Annotated in this window: 18 protein-coding genes and 1 pseudogene; 9 read left to right on the forward strand and 10 right to left on the reverse strand. The window is 65.6% G+C overall.

Annotated elements, in window-relative coordinates; all coding sequences use genetic code 11:
* Positions 1–111: 111 nt before the first annotated feature.
* Together BWQ92_RS01930 and BWQ92_RS01935 are read left to right on the forward strand one after the other, a co-directional pair.
* Complete coding sequence (locus BWQ92_RS01930; RefSeq protein ID WP_076797989.1) at positions 112–462, forward strand: hypothetical protein; 351 nt, start codon at positions 112–114, stop codon at positions 460–462.
* Between the two features lie 190 nt (positions 463–652).
* Positions 653–1,081 (forward strand): OsmC family protein, encoded by a 429-nt coding sequence (locus tag BWQ92_RS01935; protein WP_076797990.1) that lies wholly within the window; start codon positions 653–655, stop codon positions 1,079–1,081.
* Positions 1,082–1,179: 98 nt separating this feature from the next.
* On the opposite strand, the gene BWQ92_RS01940 is transcribed toward BWQ92_RS01935, so the two are convergent.
* Positions 1,180–4,809 carry a S41 family peptidase gene (locus BWQ92_RS01940; protein WP_076803454.1) on the reverse strand — a complete coding sequence of 1,210 codons (3,630 nt, stop codon included), beginning with the start codon at positions 4,807–4,809 and terminating at the stop codon, positions 1,180–1,182.
* 73 nt (positions 4,810–4,882) lie between these two features.
* Here BWQ92_RS01940 and BWQ92_RS01945 point away from each other — a divergent pair, with 73 nt between their 5' ends.
* A complete protein-coding gene (locus tag BWQ92_RS01945) occupies positions 4,883–5,776 on the forward strand; it encodes a TIGR01777 family oxidoreductase (protein ID WP_076797991.1) in 894 nt (297 codons plus the stop codon).
* Positions 5,777–5,834: 58 nt separating this feature from the next.
* On the opposite strand, the gene BWQ92_RS01950 is transcribed toward BWQ92_RS01945, so the two are convergent.
* Positions 5,835–7,826, reverse strand: a complete 1,992-nt coding sequence (locus tag BWQ92_RS01950) for a protein kinase domain-containing protein (RefSeq protein ID WP_083706422.1) — start codon at positions 7,824–7,826, stop codon at positions 5,835–5,837.
* Between the two features lie 243 nt (positions 7,827–8,069).
* On the opposite strand from BWQ92_RS01950, the gene lipB reads away from it, so the two are divergent.
* The 4 genes and pseudogenes from lipB to BWQ92_RS01970 form a co-directional block, all read left to right on the forward strand.
* Positions 8,070–8,738, forward strand: coding sequence for a lipoyl(octanoyl) transferase LipB (gene lipB, locus BWQ92_RS01955; protein WP_076797993.1), 669 nt, complete (start codon positions 8,070–8,072; stop codon positions 8,736–8,738).
* A complete protein-coding gene (lipA, locus tag BWQ92_RS01960; RefSeq protein ID WP_076797994.1) occupies positions 8,735–9,754 on the forward strand; it encodes a lipoyl synthase in 1,020 nt (339 codons plus the stop codon). The genes lipB and lipA overlap by 4 nt, the downstream gene beginning before the upstream one ends.
* 88 nt (positions 9,755–9,842) lie before the next feature.
* On the forward strand, positions 9,843–10,595 hold the full coding sequence (locus tag BWQ92_RS01965; RefSeq protein ID WP_076797995.1) for a DUF4191 domain-containing protein: 753 nt from the start codon (positions 9,843–9,845) through the stop codon (positions 10,593–10,595).
* Between the two features lie 132 nt (positions 10,596–10,727).
* Positions 10,728–11,039: pseudogene (locus BWQ92_RS01970) on the forward strand (DUF3817 domain-containing protein); the annotation flags it as partial.
* Between the two features lie 36 nt (positions 11,040–11,075).
* Here the strand turns inward: BWQ92_RS01970 and BWQ92_RS01975 are convergent.
* Positions 11,076–11,513: an RDD family protein gene (locus tag BWQ92_RS01975; RefSeq protein WP_076797996.1), complete on the reverse strand. Its 438-nt coding sequence runs from the start codon at positions 11,511–11,513 to the stop codon at positions 11,076–11,078.
* A gap of 316 nt (positions 11,514–11,829) precedes the next feature.
* On the opposite strand from BWQ92_RS01975, the gene glnA reads away from it, so the two are divergent.
* Positions 11,830–13,254, forward strand: coding sequence for a type I glutamate--ammonia ligase (glnA, locus tag BWQ92_RS01980; protein ID WP_076797997.1), 1,425 nt, complete (start codon positions 11,830–11,832; stop codon positions 13,252–13,254).
* Positions 13,255–13,373: 119 nt separating this feature from the next.
* Here the strand turns inward: glnA and BWQ92_RS24135 are convergent, their stop codons facing one another.
* The 4 genes from BWQ92_RS24135 to BWQ92_RS02000 all read right to left on the reverse strand — a co-directional run bounded on the left by BWQ92_RS24135 (position 13,374) and on the right by BWQ92_RS02000 (position 18,007).
* Positions 13,374–13,658, reverse strand: a complete 285-nt coding sequence (locus BWQ92_RS24135) for a tyrosine-type recombinase/integrase (RefSeq protein ID WP_335633108.1) — start codon at positions 13,656–13,658, stop codon at positions 13,374–13,376.
* A gap of 881 nt (positions 13,659–14,539) precedes the next feature.
* Positions 14,540–15,328 carry an ATP-binding protein gene (locus BWQ92_RS01990; protein ID WP_076797998.1) on the reverse strand — a complete coding sequence of 263 codons (789 nt, stop codon included), beginning with the start codon at positions 15,326–15,328 and terminating at the stop codon, positions 14,540–14,542.
* Positions 15,318–16,871, reverse strand: a complete 1,554-nt coding sequence (gene istA, locus BWQ92_RS01995; protein ID WP_076797999.1) for an IS21 family transposase — start codon at positions 16,869–16,871, stop codon at positions 15,318–15,320. Before istA ends, BWQ92_RS01990 begins: the two co-directional genes overlap by 11 nt.
* Positions 16,872–17,383: 512 nt before the next feature.
* Positions 17,384–18,007, reverse strand: coding sequence for a hypothetical protein (locus tag BWQ92_RS02000; RefSeq protein ID WP_157365084.1), 624 nt, complete (start codon positions 18,005–18,007; stop codon positions 17,384–17,386).
* Between the two features lie 136 nt (positions 18,008–18,143).
* Between BWQ92_RS02000 and BWQ92_RS24670 the strand changes: the two genes are divergently transcribed.
* Complete coding sequence (locus BWQ92_RS24670) at positions 18,144–18,470, forward strand: helix-turn-helix domain-containing protein (RefSeq protein WP_083706200.1); 327 nt, start codon at positions 18,144–18,146, stop codon at positions 18,468–18,470.
* Between the two features lie 192 nt (positions 18,471–18,662).
* On the opposite strand, the gene BWQ92_RS02010 is transcribed toward BWQ92_RS24670, so the two are convergent.
* The 3 genes from BWQ92_RS02010 to BWQ92_RS02020 form a co-directional block, all read right to left on the reverse strand.
* Positions 18,663–19,118: a hypothetical protein gene (locus tag BWQ92_RS02010; protein ID WP_076798002.1), complete on the reverse strand. Its 456-nt coding sequence runs from the start codon at positions 19,116–19,118 to the stop codon at positions 18,663–18,665.
* 283 nt (positions 19,119–19,401) lie between these two features.
* Complete coding sequence (locus BWQ92_RS02015) at positions 19,402–19,917, reverse strand: GNAT family N-acetyltransferase (protein WP_076798003.1); 516 nt, start codon at positions 19,915–19,917, stop codon at positions 19,402–19,404.
* Between the two features lie 6 nt (positions 19,918–19,923).
* Positions 19,924–20,349, reverse strand: coding sequence for a VOC family protein (locus BWQ92_RS02020; RefSeq protein WP_076798004.1), 426 nt, complete (start codon positions 20,347–20,349; stop codon positions 19,924–19,926).
* Positions 20,350–20,363 lie beyond the last annotated feature (14 nt).

A 20,363-nucleotide genomic window follows, 5' to 3' on the forward strand; every position in this document is an offset into this window, starting at 1 on the left:
GGAAGGCCGCGCCGCCGTCGTTTTTTTGGCGTCCAACCCGCTCCGCGAACCACCGCCACTAAGGGCTGTGTCTTACTACGGCCTGTAGAAGCATCTGGCTAGACTGGTGCCATGAACATCGTCTATAACGTCATGGTCTTCCTGCACATCGTCGGCGCCGCCATGATCGTCGGCATCTGGATCGGCAACATGAAGAAGCCGACCGTCCACCCCCGGCAGTTCGACGGCGCAGCCCTCCAGCTCCTCACCGGCATCGTGATGATGGGCCTGATCCCCGCACTGGATATGGACGCCAACTACGCCAAGCTGGGCATCAAGTTCGCCGTGGCCCTGGTCGTCGTCGTCCTGGCCTTCATCGGCCGCCGCAAGTACAAGAAGGGCGAGCCGATCTCCACCGGCCTGGCCCATAGCGTCGGCGGGCTGGCTCTGCTGAACGTAGCCATCGCCACGCTCTGGCAGTAAGCGCCCGCCTGGCAAACGACGACGGCGACGCCCCCTTCCGCGGGGGCATCGCCGTCGTCGTTTGGGCGCGTCCGGTCATAATCCTCTGACAGCGGACAACCCGTGCAAGGGCGGCACCGAATCCATAGGATTGGTAGCGGCGGGGCTCGGCAGGTGCCGGCCCCGGATCGAATCAACGTTGAGGAGCGACATGGCTACAACACGCAACGCGCACACTGTATGGACCGGAAGCCTGGTTGAGGGTTCGGGCAACACCACGCTGGACAGCTCCGGCCTCGGCACGTTTGATGTCACCTGGAAGGCCCGCACCGAAGCGGCCGAGGGCAAGACCAGCCCCGAAGAACTCATCGCTGCGGCACACTCCGCCTGCTTCTCCATGGCCTTCAGCCACGAGCTGAGCCAGGCCGGCTTCACCCCGGATGAGGTCAACACCAAGGCAGAGGTCGGCTTCCAGCCCGGCACCGGCATCACCGGCAGCCACCTGACCCTGAACGCGCGCATCCCCGGCATCTCCGAGGAGGACTTCCAGCGCATCGCGGAATCCGCCAAGAAGGGCTGCCCGGTATCCCAGGCCCTGACCGGCATCGAGATCACCCTGGACGCCACGCTCGCCTCCTGATCTTAAGGCCCTGGTCTTTCGGGATCAGAAAGGCCCTGTTCCCGCTGGTGCATCCAGTGGGGAACAGGGCCTTCGCTTTTTTGGCTGTGCCGGCTTTTCTAGCTGTGCCGGCGGGCCGGCAGCGGAGCCGGGCGCAGCCGGCGGTAGCCCTCACGGGCCGGCGGCCGGTCCGTCGGCAGCTCCTGCACCATCTCCTTCAGCGCCGTGATGCCGGATTCCAGCTGCGGGTCCTGGCGGGCCGCGTAGGCGTGCGGCGGGAACGTCACCTCGATGTCGGGAGCGACGCCGTGGTTTTCGACGCTCCAGCCCACGCCTCCGCCGAACCAGGTGGCGTACCGGGGCTGGGTCACGCCGGTCCCGTCGGCCAGGGTGAACCGATTGTCGATGCCGACGACGCCGCCCCAGGTGCGGGTGCCGATCACAGGGCCGATGCCCCGCAGCTTGGAGACCTGGGTGATGATGTCGCCGTCGGAGCCGGCAAATTCGTCGGCGAGGATGATGACGGGACCGCGCGGGGCGTGGTGCGGATAGGTCCGCGGCTTTTCGCCACGGGGCATGCTCCAGCCGGTCACTTTGCGCCCGATCAGTTCGGCCACGAGCTGGGAGGTGTGCCCGCCGCGGTTGCGGCGGACGTCCACGATCAGGCCGTCCAGCGCCGTCTCGGTGTCCAGGTCCCGGTGCAGCTGCGCCCAGCCGTTGGCCAGCATGTCCGGGATGTGCAGGTAGCCGAACTTGCCGTCGGATGCCTCACGCACCGTGCGGCGGTTGGCATTGACCCAGTCCTGGTACCGGAGCCGCTCCTCATCCCTGATCGGGACGACGGCGATGCGACGCTGCTCCCCCGCTGCCGGGCCGTGGCCGGCGCCGTTGCGAATGGTCAGTTCCACCGCACGCCCGGCCGCGCCCACCAGCTGCATGGCCGGGGTCAGCGATTCCGTGAGGCGCACGCCGTCGATCGCCAACAGGACGTCGCCTGCCTTGGCGTCGGCGCCCGGCCGGGTCAGGGGCGATGTGGCCAGCGGGTCCGATGATTCGCCGGCCAGGATGCGTTCGATTTCCCAGCCTTCGCCGGTGAACGCGAGGTCGGCGCCCAGCCGGCCCTGGCCGTTGCTGCCGTTTTCGGTGGCAGCCGCAGGGCGCACGTAGGCGTGCGACGTGCCCAGTTCGCCGTGCAGCTCCCACAGCAGGTCCACGAGGTCGTCGTGGGATCCGAGCCGGTCCACGATGGGACGGTAGCGGGCGCGGACGGAATCCCAGTCCTGGCCCGCCATGTCCTCGGTCCAGAAGAAGTCGCGCTGCAGCCGCCACGCCTCGTCGAACGCCTGCCCCCACACGCTGAGCGGATCCATCAGGACGCGGATGCGGGTGAGGTCCACCTTGACCACCTGGCCGGAGTCCTCGTCGGCCTTGGCGTCCGAGGGCACCACCCGGATCTGCTTGTCGTGGACCAGGACCACCTTCTTGCCGTCGCCGGAGAGTCGGTAGCTGTGCAGGGCCTCCACGAGGGTGGTGGCCTTGCGCTTGGCCAGGTCGAAGCGGACCAGGCTCGGGGCGGCGTTCTTGTCCTCCAGGCTGGCCCTGCCCTCCCCGGTGACTCCGGCGAGGGCGCTGTCGAGCCACAGCAGCGCACCGTCGGCGGCGGCCAGGGCGGAGTAATTCCCCTGCGGGACCGGGACGCTGATCACCCGGTGGGCGAGGCCTTCTGCGTCCACCCTGACGGCGGGCACGGGCTGCCCCTCAGCGGCCGCGTCAGCCTGAACTGCTCCCTCGTCCTCCCCGTCGGCGCCGTCTGGCAGCGCCACGCTGGGCCCGAACGGCGAGGCGGTGTCCGCTGCCAGGGCCACGAGGTAGGGCTTGATCGGGCTGGGGAAGGACAGGTCAAAGGAATGGCCGTCGTACACGGGATCAAAACTGCGGTTGGAGAGGAAGGCCAGGAACTTCCCGTCCGGGGAGAACGACGGCGATTCGTCCCGGAAGCGCCCGTCCGTCACCTCGACGATCGCTGGCTTCCCGGCCTGGCCGTCAGTGGCTTTGGCGTCAGTGGCTTGGGCATCAGCGGCGTTGGCCTCCGCAGCGGCGGCGCGAACCAGCCGCAGGCGGCTGCGCGACCCGAAGGACGTCACGGGTTCGGACCAGGCGAGCCAAGCGGAGTCCGGCGACCACGCGAGGTCCTCGATGCTGCCCTCGCCGATGCTGGTTACGGCGGTCAGCGTGCCGTCCCGGGTGTCAGCGATGTACACGTCCCCGAACGCGGTGCCGACGGCGAGCCAGCGGCCGTCCGGGCTGGCTTCCATCGCACTGGCCCGTGTTGGTTTGGGGAAGCGGACCGTAAAGGGGCTTGATCCGGCCGCAACACTGCCGGTGGCCTGGCTGGCCGCGGTCCCGGCTGCTGCCTCCGCGGGAGCGAGGTCGGCGGCGGCGTCATCGGCCACCGGATGAGTGGCGCGGGCACCGGCGGCACCTGGCCCAGCTATACCGGCGGCGGAAACGGGCCTGGGCAGGGACACGGCCGGGGACACTGCCTCCTGCTGGACACCGGCGGATGCAGTCCCGGCGGCAGCGCCGGCATTGACAGCTGCGGCACTGGCAGCTGCGGCCGGTTTTGCAGCAGCGCCGGCCGCGCCATCGTGGGCAGGAACCTGCGGGGCGACTTCCCGGATGAAAAGGGCTTCATCGCCGTCGTGATCCGCCACGTAGGCGATGCGGCCGTCCGGAAGGGGACGCGGCAGGCGGGCGCGCACGCCTGCCGTAGCCTCGACCACGCGGGACGGGCCGTCCTTGTGCCGCAGCCAGTGGATTGTTCCATGGGACTCCACCGCGCTGGCGTCCCCCTTGGTGTCCGGCCGCACGTCACCGAGGTGCTTGGAGACCTTGAGGAGCGCAGGACGGCGGCCCTGGGACGCCGATCCGAGCGTTATGTCCAGCCGGACAGCGTCCGATCCAAGGTCATGCAGCAGCCAGAGTTCACCCGCCGATTCGAAGACCACGCGCTTGCCGTCCGTGGCTGCGTGGCGGACATAGAAGTCCTCGTGGTCGGTGTGGCGCCGCAGGTCTCCGCCGCCGGCCAGGACCGAGTACAGGTTGCCGTAGCCTTCGTGGTCCGAGAGGAAGGCGATGCGCCCGTCCACCCACATGGGGTCGGCGAGGTTGCCGTCGAGTTCCGGGAGGAGCCGCTCGAACTCGCCGTTGCCGTCACTGTCGATCCAGAGCTTTCCGGCGGTGCCGCCACGGTAGCGCTTCCACCAGGCCGGCTCGCGGGACAGCACGCTGCCCACCACCACGGGCTTTTCGTCACCGAGTTCCGGGCCGAACGCCACGGACTCGACCGGTCCCAGCGGCAGTTCCTCAGCCCAGCCTCCCTCCGTGGACAGCCGGTAGGCGTGGGTGTGGCGGCTCTCGGCCTGGCGGAAGGCGCTGGTGACCACGATGTCCCCGGCAGGCGTAAACCCCTTGACGCGGGTGGTGCTGTGCCCGAAGAAGGTCAGCTGGCGGTATCCCCCGCCGTCGACGTCGGCAATGACCACCTCCGGGGCCGTCCCCTGCACGACCGTCCAGACCAGCTTCTTTCCGTCCGGCGTGAAGCGCGGGTTGCGGGCCGGAAGCTGAAGCGACGAAACACGCCACGCACGGCCGCCGCTGATGGGGGCAATCCACACGTCGTCCTCGGCCACAAACGTGACCAGATCGCCGTGAACATGAGGGAACCGGAGGTAACTCGAAGAGGTCATCGTTCGATCATAGTCAAGGTGCGCCTGGCCATCCGGGAAGTGCCCCGCCGTGCCGGACATGGTGAGATGGATCATGCGCATCGTCATGGCCGGCGCCTCCGGGCTCATTGGAACCGCACTCTCTTCCCGCCTCTCCTCAGACGGGCACGACGTCGTCCGGCTGGTCCGCCGGGCGCCGTCGTCGCCGTCGGAGATCCCCTGGGATCCCGCCACCGGAACCCTGGATCCGGCCTGCCTGGACGGAGCCGACGCCGTCATTAACCTCTCCGGCGCGAACATCGGCGCCAGACCGTGGACGCCACACCGGATCGATGAGCTGTTCCGTTCACGGCTCGACCCCACCCGCACGCTCGCGGCAGCCATGCGCCGCCTCGACTCCCCGCCGCTGACCTTCATCAGCCAGTCCGGTGCGGGCTACTACGGCGACGCCGGCCGCAGCCTGCTGACGGAGAGCTCCCCTGCAGGGCAGGGCATCATGGCGCGCATCTGCGTCGAGTGGGAAGCGGCAGCCCATGAGGCCCCCTCCGGCGTCCGCGTGGTAACGCCACGGACGGCCGTCGTGCTGAGCAGGTCCGGCGGAGCACTGGGCCGCCTGCTGCCCCTGCTGCGGGCCGGCATTGGCGGACCGCTGGGCAGCGGCCGGCAGTATTGGCCGTGGATCACGCTCCCCGACCTCAGCTCCGCGTTCGGGTTCCTCCTGACATCCGGGACCTCGGGCCCCGTGAATGTGGCGGCGCCGGAAACCTCGGATGTGAACACCCTGGTGGCCGCCCTGGCAGGGGCGCTCCACCGTCCCGCCCTGCTGCGCGTGCCGGCCCCGGCGCTGCGCCTGGTCATGGGCAAGCTGGCGGATGAACTCCTGCTCGCCAGCCAGCGGATCGAGCCCACGCTGCTCCAGGACAGCGGGTTCACCTGGCAGCATCCGTCGATCGCGAGTGCCGCCGATTGGGTGGCCAGCGGCAAGTAGTCCCTTCGCTGCCAGTCCACCTTCTGTTTCAGGACGCTTCAGCCCGCCTCAGGCCGACTCAGTCCGCGAGGATATCCGCGATGCGCCAGCGCCCCTCCACCTGGACAAGCACCAGCCGCAGCCGGACAGCCTGCTGCGGTGCGCCCGTCGCCACGACTCCGCCGTCCACTCCCTGCTCCTCGTAGCCCGTCGCCGACGATGTCGCGGCCACCACCGCCCTTGTGGGCGTGCTTTCGGGCAGGCGGCGGAGACCGGTCAGGCTGGTCCTGAACCCGGCAACCACTGTTCCGGATCTCTCGAGATGGGTGCGGATTGCCCGGTCCGCGGCATGGGCAGGGGTGTTCGGTGCGTTGACGTCGTCGAGCCAGTTCAGCCTGCCGTCCCGCAGCGCCAGCGAACGCAGCTCCGCCAGGCCGCGCACCGCTTCGACGGGATCCTTTGCCGCGAGCTGTCGCCGTACGTCATCCGGGACGCCGGCTTGTTGCTGCACAGCGCCCTGCGGGGATCCGGGGCTGCCAGCCGGAAGGACGCCTTGGCCGGTGGCGGCTGGTTGCCCGGTTTCCGGGCCCGGATTCTGCGCCACTGGGCCTGACTGCTGTGCAGCGCCGGGCAGTCCCACGCCAGGCAGTCCCAGAAGTGCGGCGCCGGAAAGTACCGCCGCCGTACACGCACCGCCCGCCATGGCCAGCCGCCGGCTGCGGCGCCCGTTGGCTCCGACGGTCCTGCGGACCCGTGCGGGCGAAGCGACAGACGCCGTGCTGTCCGTGGTTCGCTTCTCTGCGCTGTCTCTGACGGAGGAGCGCCTGTCGGATGAATGCCTGACGGAGGAGCGCGTAGCGGAGGAGTGCCCGACCGCTATGTGTCTGCCTGCAGCAAGTCTGGTTGCAGTCTCTCTGCCAGCAGTGTGTCTGGCTGCAGTGTGTCTGGCTGCCCGGCTGACAGCGTCCCGCCGGCCGGTCGCGTGCCCAACGCCTTGGTTGAGCCGGGCAGACCCGGACCCGGATTCCCTTGCCACCGCACGCGGGAGCGGTGGCAAGGGAACCGCGGTTTCGCCGCGCGGCGACAGCCGGATGACGGCCCTGACCCAGCCTGTGGTCTTCAGCCGTCTGGCCCAGGAGTGGAGGCAGTTCCGGAGCCGTCCACCGGGCGGCGGGAGGGGCCGTCGCGTCAGCAGCTCTGGCAGGACGGTGTCATGCACTGAACGGGACAGGTCTACGGGGACCGCGGCCGCGCTGCAGTACACGGCCCTGGCAAACTCACCCGCGGCGGGACGTTGCCGCCGGTCATCGCTGAGGCCCGCCTCCAGCGCTGCCGCCAGCTCGGCGGGGACTTCCGGAACAAGCAGGGACAGCGGCGGCCTGGCCGCTGACGGCGGTGGAGGCTGGCCGGTGAGACAGTACCAGCCCAGTGCAGCGGCCGCGTAGACGTCGCGTCCCGGCTGGAGTCCTGCCCGGACCGCATCCAACGGAGCCGGATCCGCGAAGCCGTCAGTACGCTGGTCCGGAACTCCGGAGGCGTCGCCCACCATCCGCGCGACACCCAGGTCGGCCAGCAGAGGCTTTCCGTGGGCGGTGAAGAGAACGTTGCCGGGTGCCACGTCGGAGTGAGTGAACCCTTTGCCGTGCAGATAGCCCAGAACCTGCGCGATCGGCGTCAGGACGGTGACGGTCTCGCCGACGCCCAACCGGCCCCTCGCGGTGACCAGCTGCTGGAGGGAGCCCCCGGCGGCATAGTCCATCAGGAGCCCGAAGCTGCCCTCCTGGGGTTCACCGGTTCTGACAAGGCCGTAGGCCTTAACCAGGTGTTCGTGGTCCAGGACGGACATCACCAGGAGTTCACGGCGGACATCCTCCTCGCGGGCGGTTCCGCCACCGGCTTCGAGAGTGCTGGATCCCTCGCTGCCTGCCGGCCTGCCGAAGCACTTCAGGGCCAGCTTCACTCCTGTGGAGTCCTGCGAGACCAGCCACACTTCGGCATTGCCGCCGTGGCCCAACCGGCGGCAGACGGAGTAGCCCTCGACAGCAGGCGCCTCCCCCGACGGAACCCGCATTTGCGCTCTCTGGCTTTCCGGGCTGAAGCTCTCCTGGCCGGTGCATTCGGGATTGTGATGCTCCAAGTTCTGCTGGTCCATGGTTAAGGAGTACCGGAAAGCCGCATTTCCTGCAGAAGTTATCCACAGGCAGACCTGGCCGTTTGCCCGGCACCCGGGATGGCGCGGAATGTGACCGGGAACAGGGTGAGAGCTTGGGCACACTATCGGGCAGGATGGCGGCTGAGGTCTAAGCTGGAATGCATGACTCTTGAGTTCACAAAGCTCGGTCTTGCCCCGGATTTCGTCGATTACAGCCACGCCTGGGACATCCAGCGCGAAATCCATGAAAATGTCCTGGCCGGCAAGGCCCCCAGCACAGTACTCCTCCTCGAACACGCCGCCGTCTACACGGCCGGAAAACTGACAGAGGATCATGAGCGGCCGTTCGACGGCACCCCCGTGGTTCCCGTGGACCGCGGCGGCAAGCTCACCTGGCACGGACCGGGCCAGCTCATCGGATACCCGATTATCAAGCTGAAGAACAAGGCCGGAATCCGTGACTATGTGGAGCGCCTGGAGGCCGTGATCATAGCGGTCCTCGCTGACTACGGCATCGCTGCCGTCCGGATCAAGGGCCGCGCAGGTGTGTGGATCGAGGCGGATGCCAAGGGTCCCGACCGCAAGATCGCCGCCATCGGAATCAGGGTCAGCCAGGGCGTCACTATGCACGGATTCGCCATCAACTGCAATAACGACCTCGCACCCTACGGCCAGATCATCGCCTGCGGAATCACCGATGCCGGTGTGACCACCATCGCCCAGGAAACGGGCCGCGATGTGTCCCCGGCCGATCTCGTTTCGCGGATCATCGAGGAACTGCGCAACAATGAAGACGCCCTAGTTGCAACCCCCGAAGGAGCTCTCCTGTGACCCTGGCACCAGAAGGCCGGAAAATGCTGCGGATCGAGCAGCGCAACGCGGCCACCCCGGTGGAACGCAAACCGGACTGGATCAAGGCCAAGGTCCAGATGGGCCCGGAATTCGTCGGCCTGAAGAACCTGGTCAAGAAGGAGGGCCTGCACACCGTCTGCGAAGAGGCCGGCTGCCCCAACATCTTTGAATGCTGGGAAGACAAGGAAGCCACCTTCCTCATCGGCGGCTCCGAATGCACCCGCCGCTGCGACTTCTGCCAGATCGACACCGGCAAACCCTCCCCCGTGGACCGGTTCGAACCCACCAAGGTCGCCCGCTCCGTCCAGGCCATGCAGCTCCGGTACGCCACCGTCACCGGCGTCGCCCGCGATGACCTCGAGGACGAAGGCGTCTGGCTCTACGCCGAAACCGTCCGCAGGATCCACGAACTCAACCCCGGCACCGGCGTCGAACTCCTCATCCCGGACTTCTCCGGCAACCCCGACCACATCGCCGCGATCTGCGACTCCAAACCCGAGGTCTTCGCGCACAACGTCGAAACCGTGCCCCGGATCTTCAAGCGCATCCGCCCCGCGTTCCGCTACGAACGCTCCCTGGACGTCATCACCCAGGGCCGGAACCTGGGCATGGTCACCAAATCCAACCTCATCCTGGGAATGGGCGAAACCCGCGAGGAAATCTCCGAGGCCCTGCGTGACCTGCACCAGGCCGGCTGCGACCTGATCACCATCACCCAGTACCTGCGCCCGAGTGAGCGGCACCTGCCCGTGGACCGCTGGGTCAAACCCCAGGAATTCGTGGACCTGCAGCACGAAGCCGAAGAGATCGGCTTCCTCGGCGTCATGTCCGGCCCCCTGGTCCGCTCCTCCTACCGCGCCGGCCGGCTCTGGGCCACCGCCATGCGCAAAAAAGGCCGCGACATCCCCGCCGAACTCGCCCACATCGCCGAGGGCATCCAGGACTCCGGAACCACCCGCCAGGAAGCCAGCACCCTGCTGGCGGCGCACCAGTAGCACCAGGCATTTCCCACGGTCAGGGGCCGGACACCGGAACATTCCGGCGTCCGGCCCTTTGTCGTGAATCACGTAGAATTAAGGCACTATGGCGAAATCCCCTGACTCCAGCAACAACACTCCTGCGGCCGCTGACGCCTCCAAGCGCGGACTTTTCGGGCGCAAGCCCAAAACCGTGAAGGCGAAGAAGCCCAGCCGGCTCAAGCAGATCCGCGAGGTCTTCAACATGACCCGCCGCCACGACCCCATGGTTCCGTGGCTCATGCTGCTGGCGTTCCTGGGCGTAGTCGCCGTCAGCTTCCTCGTCGGCTTCCTTCTGGACAACTGGATCACGGGCCTGATCATCGGCATCCCGCTTGGTTTCCTGGCGGCCACGCTGATCCTGTCGCGTCGGGCCGAACGTGCTGCGTTCGCGCAGATCGAGAACCAGCCGGGTGCCTCGGGCGCCGCGCTGGGCACGCTCCGCCGGGGCTGGATTACCGAGGAGCAGCCCGTGGCTATGAACCCGCGGACCCAGGACGCCGTTTTCCGCGCGATCGGGCGTCCCGGCGTCATCCTTGTTAGTGAGGGACCCACGCATCGCGTGCGCCCGCTGATCGAAGGCGAGCGGAAAAAGCTGGCCCGCATCCTTCCCAACGTCACCATCCACGTCATCGAAACAGGGCGCGGTGAGGGTCAGGTCCCCATCAGCCAGGTGGCGAAGAAGATGAACAAGCTCAACAAGGAGCTCACCAAGACCGAGGTCAGCGCCGTGTCCAAGCGCATTTCATCGCTGGGCACCCGCCTTCCGATCCCCAAGGGCGTGGACCCTTACAAGGCCCGCCCCCAGCGCGGACGCTAATCCGCCTGAACCGCCCCGGTGGCCGCCGCATCTGCGCCGGCCCCGGGGCGTTTCCTTTGAGCGGCAGGTTCCATTTGAACCAAATGCTGCAAACCAGCCAGACCCCAGCAACTACAGAAGCCGGAGCCTCCTGTGAAATTCCCGTCCCCGTCCGCCGTCATCCGTGCGTTCCGCCTGCTTGCGGTCGCCGAGGCCTGCAGCTGGGCCGCCCTTCTGGTTGGCATGTACTTCAAATGGATCGCCAAGACCACCGAACTCGGCGTGGAGATCGCCGGACCCGTACACGGTGCACTGTTCATCGGCTACAGCGTGGCGGCCCTCGTCCTGTGGCGGCTGCAGCGCTGGCCATTCGTCGTGGCGCTGTTTGCCGGCCTCTCCGCAGTCTTCCCCTTCGCCACGGTCCTGTTTGAGCGGTGGGCGCTCCGCCGCGGGCACCTCTCGGCCCGCCAGCTGGATGCGGACGAGCTACATGCGGACCAGCTACATGCGGACGAGGACCGTGTTCATGGCCTTGTCATGGAGCCCGCGCTGGCCGGGGTCGAAGATGACCGCAGGGATCACCAGGCAGAGCAGGACGGTGCGGACGAGGGCGGCCAGCGGGCCGGCCGCTGAGCCGTCCGGCTTCACCACGTGGATGCCCATGGCACGGTGGCCGATGCTGTAGCCGAGGGTTCCGATCAGCAGGATCTGTTCAACTGCGAAGACGGCGAGCGTGGCCATGGAGTTGCCCGACAGGAACACGTTGCTGATCAGCAGGGCAATGGTCCAGTCAATGATGATCGCCAGGATCCTGCGGCCAGCGCGGGCCATGGATCCGGGGCCTGATTCGGGGAAGCCCAGGCGTTCCCCGGGGTACCTGGAAATGCCGGAAGTGTCCGGTCCGGTGAGCCACGAACCAATGTCTCTGCGATCTACCACCTACCAAGTTTAGCGAGCCACGTGCGGCCTCGTTTACCCAAGCGCCTGCGGTCCTGTTACCCAAGCGCCGGCGGCAGGGAACGTTCACACTCTGGATGGGCGTGGACCACACTGTGGACTCCGTATAGCGTTTACATATCAGGAGGTTCTGTAACCTGCCGGAAACAATGTGGACACGGACGGGAAATCCCGAATCCCTAGGGTGGTAACAGTTGCCAGCGAGCCGGGAGCGGGGCACTTTTGTGCTTCCGCCCCGTGGATTGCGCCGGACCACTTGGCTTTTCAGCCAGTTATTACATATGCGTAAGGAGCATAGATGTTCAAGACTGCGGACGAAGTCCTCAAGTTCATCAAAGATGAAGACATTCGGTTTATCGATATCCGCTTCACCGACCTCCCCGGCGTTCAGCAGCACTTCAACGTGCCCGCCAAGAGCGTGGACGCCGACTTCTTCGTCAACGGCCAGCTGTTCGATGGCTCTTCCATCCGCGGCTTCCAGGGCATCGCCGAGTCTGACATGCAGCTCATCCCGGACGTCACCACCGCGTTCCTGGACACCTTCCGCATGGAGAAGACCCTTGCGCTGAACTTCTCCATCGTGAACCCCCGCACGGGCGACCCGTACCACCGCGACCCCCGTGGCGTGGCAGAGAAGGCTGAAGCCTACCTCGCCTCCACCGGCATCGCCGACACCGCGTTCTTCGCTCCCGAAGCAGAGTTCTTCGTGTTCGACAACGTCCAGTACCAGTCCTCCCCCGAGGGCAGCTTCTACAAGATCGACTCCGAAGAAGCCCACTGGAACACCGGCCGCGAAGAAGAGGGCGGCAACCTGGGCTACAAGACCCCCGTCAAGGGCGGTTACTTCCCGGTTTCCCCGACCGACAAGCAGGCCGACCTGCGTGACGCCATGTGTGTCGCCCTGGACGAGGCCGGCCTCGAGGTTGAGCGCAGCCACCACGAAGTTGGCTCCGCCGGCCAGGCCGAGATCAACTACAAGTTCACCACGCTGACCCACGCGGCTGATGACCTGCAGAAGTTCAAGTACGTCATCAAGAACACCGCCGACGCCTGGGGCAAGTCCGTCACCTTCATGCCGAAGCCGGTCTTCGGTGACAACGGCTCGGGCATGCACTGCCACCAGTCGCTGTGGAGCAACGGCGAGCCGCTGTTCTACGACGAGAAGGGCTACGCCGGCCTGTCCGACACCGCCCGCTGGTACATCGGCGGCCTGCTGAAGCACGCCGACGCCGTCCTCGCGTTCACCAACCCGACGGTCAACTCCTACCGCCGCCTGGTCAAGGGCTTCGAAGCCCCTGTCAACATGGTCTACTCGCAGGGCAACCGCTCCGCCGGCATCCGCATCCCGATCACGGGTTCCAACCCGAAGGCCAAGCGCATCGAGTTCCGCGCTCCGGACCCCTCCTCCAACCCGTACCTGGCCTTCGCTGCCCAGCTGATGGCCGGCATTGACGGCATCCGCAACCGCATCGAGCCCCCGGCCCCGATCGACAAGGACCTCTACGAGCTCCCCGCCGAGGAAGCCAAGGACATCCCCAAGGCTCCGGGCACCCTTGAGGAAGCCCTGGAGGCCCTGCGCGAGGACAACGAGTTCCTGCAGGCTGGCGGCGTGTTCACCCAGGACCTGATCGACACCTGGATCGAGTACAAGTACGAGAACGAGATCCGCCCGCTGTCGCTGCGCCCGAACCCCTACGAGTTCGAGCTCTACTACGGCGTCTAGCTAGATCACGCGGCTAAAGCGGCCGTAGTCCGCAGGCAGTCCGCAAGAATCCCGCTACAGAAAAGGCCGGCTCCAGGTTTCACCACCTGAAGCCGGCCTTTTTACTTCCCCGCATGCGCCTATGCCCGCTGCTCACTCCGTGAGTTCAGCCGCTCCCCTAGCACCTTGGCGACAGCCGCTCTGGCGGATTCCTCCTTATCGGGCCACATACGCCCGTAGGTGTCCAGCGTGGTCTTTGCCGATGAATGTCGCAGGTTCTTCTGAACAACCTTCACGTCAAGGCCTTGGGCAGTAAGCAGTGAAGCGAAGTAGTGCCGAAAATCGTGGAACCTGAAGCCCTCCGGCAGGTCTTTGACAGTTGCCCGCGCCTCTCGGAAATAGTGCTCGAGGCGGTACGGCGACAGGGCCCGCTCCCCACTCGTCGGTAACGAGCGTTTCGCTCCCCCACTTCACATGGTTTACCGACAGCTCGAGGCACAGAATCTGAGGGATCGGGATTGGCGTCCTGGACTCCTCAGTCTTGAGCTCCACGCCGGGATACTGAATGGCGGGTGAGATAAGTCCGCGCATGAAGTCCACGTCGGAAACACGCAGCGCCACGGCCTCAGCAACGCGAAGCCCTGCGAACGCGGCTAGTAGAACGGCGGGACGTTGACCAGCCGGCATCGCATCATGTAACGCCCACACCTGCTCGGTGGTGGCGACATACGGCCTCTGTTTTCCGGCCTTCGGCGCCGTGCGCCGACTCAACGGCGACTTTGGCAGCAGCCCGTCATGGACGTCATCAAAAAAAGGCTGCCCCATCCGGGAGTGCAGGGCGTACACCGTAGAATCAGCCAGACCTTCGGCACTGAGTTTCGCCGTCCACGCCTTGACCTCGGATGGCCACACACTCTTCAGCGCACGGTTCCCGAAAGCATCATTAATGTGGCGTGGTGAAACAGGACGTTGCAGCGCTCCCGCGGCTGCTAGGGAACATGGGCCGGCGACGCGGATGTATTGGGTTCATGCCCATGTTTCCCTTGCCGGCGTCGAGTATGACTTTCTGGCGCCGGAGGTGGAGGGTGACCGTGCCGACATTCGTTCTTGGGAGTATGGGCACTGGCCGAGGGTGGAGGCTGCTGTTCCGCTGAAGGGCTGTCAACGGCAGCCTAGAAATGACCGGTGGCGGCATGTTGGTTTGCCCGTTGGCGGCAGGTGATTGACCGGTGGCGGCAAGTATTTTTGGACAGCGTCAGGTGCCCCGGGCGTGCCGGGTTGGTGGGGGCGCCTGACCGGTTTTGGGTTAGTTCATGGGGCGGGTTCCTTTCCCGTTTTGGGCTTGCATGAGCCGGACGGACTCGCCGCTGGTTTGGCAGAGGTGGGCGTGGTGCATGAGCCGGTCCACGGTTGCGGTGGCGATGGTTTTGGGCATGAGCTCGTCGAATCCGGAGGGGTGGATGTTCGAGCTGATCGCCAGGGAGCGTTTCTCGTAGGAGGCCTCGACGACGCGGTAGAAGCCCTCGGCGGCGTCGGCAGAAACCGGCAAGAGGCCTATGTCGTCAATGCAGATCAGGTCGACGTTGGTGGCCCGGGTGATGGCTTTGTTGACGCTGTCATCGATGCGGTGCCGGCGGACAAGGGCGCCGAGGTCTTCCATGCTGAGCCAGGACACGGACATGCCTTGGTCGATGGCTTGCTGGCCGAGCGCTTCCAGGAGCAGGGTCTTGCCGGTGCCGGAGGGCCCGCAGGCAATCAGGTTTTCACGCCGCCGGACCCATTCCAGGGTCCGCAGAAACGATGTTGTTGCCGGCGGGAGGGTGGAGAGGGCTTCGTCCCAGACGTCGAAGGTCTTCCCGGTGGGGAAGCCGGCGCGTTTGCGGCGGGTGGCGAGCATCGAGGCGTTCCGGCCGGTGGCTTCGGCTTCGAGCAGGACGCGCACGACTTCGGTGGGGTCCCAGCGTTGGGCTTTCGCGGTGGCCAGGACGTCGGCGACGACAGCGCGGGCGTGCGGCATCCGGGTGGTGCGCATCAGCGCGATCACGTTCTCTACGGACGTGTCGGCCAGGGGCGGGGTCATGGTGTTAGTGCTCATCGATGGCTCCTTCAAGGTCTTCGTCACTGGTGGCGGCGATGGGTGTGGTGCCGAAGCTGGCCCATGCGCTGGTGCCCTGGCTCAACCACCGGTCCTGGTCTGTGACGGTGTGGGTGGTGCTGGTTGTGTGGCCTGCCGCGCTGCCGGTGTTGACGATGGAGAGCAGGTCCTCGTGGGTGAAGCGCTGATGCACTGCTGCCGCGCCGAGGCCTTTGTCGACCTCGTCGGCGCCGAGGACCTTGGCCAGGGTGACGGCGCGTTCCATTTTGTGCCTGATCTTCTGGGTTCCGGCGGCGGCGGCTTCCTTGAGCCAAAGCGCGGCGCCGGCGCCGAGGGCCAGGAATTCTTCCTCGGCAGTGTTCGTCGGGCGGATCACCCGCTCCAGGGCGCCGGCGGGGGCGGGCGGGAAGTGGTCGTCGATAATCGCGGGGGTTCCGGGACGGGTGAGCTTGTGGCGTGCGACCTCGACCGGTCCGGTCGCATCTACGTGGACGATGATCACTTCGGTGTCGGTGCCGCGCACCCACACCATCTGCCCCATCAGGGTGTGCGGGACCGAATACCGGGACTGGGCGAAGGTGATCATGGGCGTGTTCGGCGGAACCTGACGGGTCTGGCCGAAACTCGCGGTCACCGGGGTCGCCGGGACCGGATGCAACCTGGGGCCTTCGATCACCTGCAGCATGTCCTTCGGGATCTCCAACGTGGCCCGGTGCACCCGCGAGTTCACCTCCTCCATGAATGCCTCACATGCAGCCTCCAGCTCGCCGAACGACCGGTATTCGGGCAGCAGGTTGGTGTCTTTGGGGACGAGATCGGCCTTGGCGATCTTGACCGCATTCTCCACCCCGCCCTTGGAGGCAGGGTCTGCCGGCAGGCAGGTCTGCAACGACGTCGAGTAATGCCTGGTGAACGCCACGATCTGGTGGTTGCGGACAGGGATCCCGGCGACGTGCTCGACCGTGACGGTCTTCTCGTTATCGGTCAAAATGTAGGTCGGAACCCCGCCGATCAGGCGGAAGGTCCGGTCGAGGGCGGCGAACACACTCGGCATGGTCTTATCCCGCAACGCGATCACGACCCGGAACCGTGAGAAGGCCAGCCAGGCCACGAACAAAACCGTCTTCACACCACCAACGACGGGCCCGTCGCCGTAGTCATACTCGAGCCAGAGACCCGGCTCCGGCGTCCACGGCCGGTGCACCCGCACGCTCCGGGCCCGGTATTTCGCCTTCAACTCAGCAAGAGTGGTCCTGGTCGTCCGCTCACACCCGGTGAACCCCAAAGCCCGGAGCTTCTCATGCACGACATCCCCGCGGATCTTTCCGCGGGACTGCTCAACCCAAGAGATCATCTGAGGCAGGAACGGGTCGGTCATCCGGCCGCGTTGCCGGGCCACCGGCGCCTGCGCGCCTTCCTGACGGGCTTTCACGTAAGAGCGCACCGTGTTGTGTGAGACGCCGCAGATTTTCGCGGCATCCCGGTATGACCGGGTCAGATCGTAAGCAGCTAATATTTCCATGAACTCTCCTGGAGACTTCACAACGAGCCCCCTCCTTCCCGCAACGGGTGAAATACACGATTGGCATCGCCATTTCACCGCGGAAGGAAGGGGCTCTCCCCGTAACGACACGAGGGATGGACAAGAGGAATCCCAGCACGCCCAGCCACCCACGGGTGGCCCGCTACTGTCCAAAAATGCTTGCCGCCACTGGTCAAAACCACTGCCGCGAACGGTCAATCAAATTTGCCGTCTCCGGTCAGTTTAAAGTTGCCGCTTACAAAGGGCGGCGGCAGCGTCAAGGTGTATGCGGAGGCTATGCGCTGGGGACCAAACCAGGTCACTGCCCGCTGGCAGAATGACGAGGGCGTTACCACTCGGCTTGGATCCCCGCGGCCAACGTTCGCCGCCTCACAGCCTCAGAGTGGGACATCATCCAATATCACCAATGCCCGCCCGAACTACGCTCCATCCAATGGGGAAAGCGGCTCCCCGGATTCCTGCCAGAGTAGACGTGCGCAGCGGTGCGCCGCACTATTAGCCCGGCCGGTGGCTCAGGACGACAGGACCTTGCTAGCGTTATCGGCGAACTTCTGACGTAGTTCCACGATCTTTACCCGTCCGTTTCGGTCTACGCGGTCTGTCAGCGCCTGGAACTGAGCGCTCGATCCGTTGTAGTTTGTCAGCATCAGGTACCGCTCATACAGCTCGGTCGTCAGCGCCCTCGCCGTATCTTGAAGATCCTGTGGGGAAAAGAATTCCATACCCCATGCCGAATTAACGAACTGCCTGTTCTTCACTTCCAGTTCAGTTAGGTAGGCGTTCACATTGTGGGTCTCCTGGTGCGATAGGGCATACAGATAGTCCAGTTGTGCGTCCTCAAACAACCTCGAGTTCGTCAGGAATTCCTTGTAAGAAGTCGCACGCTGATCCCTCAGAAATTCATCACGTTTCCGCTTGTTCTCTTCCTGAATGCTTCGTTCAGTGGACTGCTGTGCCCGGTTCGCGGCGTTTTCGCTCGCTTGGTAAGCCATCTGTGCATTGACTACAGAGAAGGCTCCGCTGATGAGGGAGCCAGCTAAGACCCCAATCAAACCCCACAGGGCCGGATTTCTGTCTTTACTCGACTTCGTGCCCCCCGGCGTCCCTGAGTCGAGCGATTTATCGCTTGAACTCATAGTGAAAAGGATAAGCCCGTTACGGATTTACCGGAATGAATACGAGAGGACATTGCCGGACCTTGGGCCTATTGACGGTCGAACGTGGGAACCCGCTGTCTGGATGGGTGACTCGACCGCCGGTTAGCATCTACCCATGACAGATACCCCTGACACGACAACCACAGTTCCTGAGCCTGGTAGGGATGATGGGCGGAGGGGCAGGTACCCGGCGCATCTGGTGTTGTGGAACCTTGACGATGTTGTTCGAATGTTGGGTATTAGCCGCAGCACGGCTTATCGGCACCTGAAAGAAAAGCCTTGGTCGCATCACCGTATCGGCACGGACCTTAAGTTTTCTGAGGCGGACATTGAAGCTATCCACGCCCTATATAAGCAGCCGGTGCCTGAACCGCGGAGGACGCCGCGTGTCGGGACACGGGCAAACCGAGCCCGTAGGAATAGCGGCAAAGATCACCTCTAGTCCGCAAAAAGTCCGCAAGAAGTCCGCAAACCGTCGAAATCAAACAACCATTGCCAACAACAAAAACCGCGGAATCTAGCGGTATGCGGCATCATCCGACAACAGCCAACCAGGTTGTTTTAGTTCGAGCTCTACTACGGCGTCTGGTCTGACTCGTCTGACTATTTTTCCCGGCTATGCGCCACGTTCCGGTTATGCACCCCGGCAGGATTCGGCTGCGTACCGTCCCCAGAGCGAGTCCGGACCGGTGCCGCCAAAGGCCTCCCGGTCATCCCGCAGCGCGCGGCACAGAACGGGTGAGTCCGCGAAACTCCGGCGCATGTACGCCTCCCAGTCCGTCTTCTCGGACGTGAAGGCCTGCGTTCCCATCTGGTACTTCAGGTGGGCAAAGTGATCCAGGATCCGGTGGGCCGTCGCTTCGGCCCGGCCAGCCAGCTGCTGTGCCTCCTGCTTCGCCGCAGGATCCCGGATCGCCGCCGCTTCCGGCAGCTCCTGGCGGTGCCAGAAGTACGGCTGCAGGTCCACGTTGTCCACGAAGATCCTGTCGATTTCCTGTTGCTGGGCATAGAGGGAGGACGCGGTGCTGCTTTCCAAGGTGCTCCTGATGCCGAGGTACTGGTAGGCCGCCGCGATGAGCGTGGCGGCCACGCCTGCCCCGATGAGGAGCAGCTCTGCCCTCCTGAGCCTGCGGGCACCGTTTCCCTTCGCGCGCGCCCGTGCGTGGTCCTCATCCTGGCGCCGTTGGTGCGCCGAAAGCTGGCTCCAGGCGTGCTGAGACCGGGAGCCAGCCTGTTCCGGCGGGTGCCTCCGAGACGAAGACCCTTTCAAGCCTTCCCCCCAACAAGGTTTGAAGTGCACTGCCAAGACCCAGCGTAGGCACGCCCCCGTGCCGGCGCAACGTTACGGCGGTGTTTTCGGGCAGGTTCGACGGTCAGAAGGCGGCGTACATGGTCCGCTGCGGACCGGCCTCGCTGCCCAGATAGGCGCCTTTGTCGGCAAAACCCGCCTTCAAGTACGCTCCCTGCCCGGCGGGGTTGTGCTCGTTGACTGAAAGCACGACGCCGGCCTGCCCGCCTCCCAGCCTGGCTGTCAGTTTGGCGGCCGCCGCCACCGCCGCTGAGGCTGCCGCCTGTCCCAGGCCCTGGCCCTGCCGCCGCCTGTCGATCAGGAACCCGCGCAGCAGCCATGCGGAGTCGTCGTCGGGCCAGCCCGCGAGGCGGGCTGCCCCCGACTGCAGGGTCAGCACCCCGGCTGCCCTGCCGCCGGCCTCGATGACATAGGGCCTGCGGGACGGGTCCTCGAGCCCCGCCAGCATCATGCGCAGGGGGTCGCCCACAAACTCCTGCTGGCCAGGGGCGAGTTCCAGTTCCGCCACCGCACCCAGCTGGATGGCCCGGGCATCGGCATCCAGGTCGCGCAATGGAATGAGCCATACGTCCGGACACATACGCTGTCAGGAAGCAGGTGCCGTCCCGTCCGCGGGCGGGCCTGCCGGATCCATCCACATGACCTCCCACAGGTGCCCGTCGGGGTCCTGGAAGCTGTGGCTGTACATGAAGCCGTAATCCTGCACCGGCTGTGATTCTGTTCCGCCTTCTGCCAAGGCCTTGCTCACCATCTGGTCCACAGCCTCCCGGCTGTCCACGGAGAAGGCCATGATGGCTTCGGTGGCCGAGGTTGCGTCCACAATCTCCTTCGAGGTGAACGTCTTGAAGAACTTCTCCACGAGGAACATGACATAGGCGTCGTCGTTGATCACCATGCACGTGGCGTTCTCGTCCGTGTAGTCCTGGTTGAACGTGAAGCCCAGGGCGGTGAAGAAGCGCGTGGACCGGTCGAGGTCCTTGACGGGCAGGTTCATGAAGATTTGGGTAGCCATGCGCCCAAACCTAG

Origin of the sequence: Arthrobacter sp. QXT-31, assembly GCF_001969265.1 — a bacterium.
GTDB lineage: Bacteria > Actinomycetota > Actinomycetes > Actinomycetales > Micrococcaceae > Arthrobacter.